Raw genomic sequence first — 424 nt, 5'->3', positions numbered from 1 at the left:
GGCCTGCGCGCCCGCGGCACCACCGGCGCCCAGGCGGCCTGCTGGGGGACACATTTGCATGCGGCCGCCGCAGACCGCCTGGCCAGCAGGCTGGGCCCGCTGGGATTCCTGGCGGGCGAGCTGGCGGGCGAGCTGCCCGCCCTGATGCTGGAACTCAACACCTGACAGGCGCCCGGCTCCGGGCGTGTCAGCTCCGGGTGGGGTCCGGACGCAAGGGTGCCGGGCCGGGGTCGGGCACCGGCAGGGGTCCCGGCGGCTCCGGGGCGTGGAAGGGATCGGGCGACGGCGGCCCGGGGTAGCCGGGCTGCGTCGGGTCCGGTGTGGTGGGCCCTGGCTCGGGCGGAAACGGCTCGGGTTCGTGCACTGGCGGGATGGTCATGGAGCTTCCCTTCTCACGCTGGGGCGGATATGCCTTGGCTCGAAC

Annotated in this window: 1 protein-coding gene and 1 pseudogene; one reads left to right on the top strand and one right to left on the bottom strand. The window is 75.2% G+C overall.

Features of this window, described 5'->3' with window-relative positions:
- A pseudogene (locus ACU18_RS18985) lies at positions 1-165 on the top strand (NAD(P)H-hydrate dehydratase); the annotation flags it as partial.
- Between the two features lie 22 nt (positions 166-187).
- On the opposite strand, the gene ACU18_RS19815 reads toward ACU18_RS18985, so the two are convergent.
- Positions 188-379 (bottom strand): hypothetical protein, encoded by a 192-nt coding sequence (locus ACU18_RS19815; protein WP_157407880.1) that lies wholly within the window; start codon positions 377-379, stop codon positions 188-190.
- Positions 380-424: the final 45 nt, after the last annotated feature.

It is taken from the genome of Arthrobacter sp. ZBG10, assembly GCF_001238605.1.
Taxonomy (GTDB): Bacteria; Actinomycetota; Actinomycetes; order Actinomycetales; family Micrococcaceae; genus Arthrobacter.
The sequence above is the reverse complement of the archived record's forward strand: the minus strand, read 5'-3'. Positions and strand labels throughout refer to the sequence as shown.

Coding starts and splice junctions, on each gene's coding strand:
- ACU18_RS19815 (WP_157407880.1), bottom strand. CDS start 379: ATGACCATCCCGCCAGTGCACGAACCCGAGCCGTTTCCGCCCGAGCCA.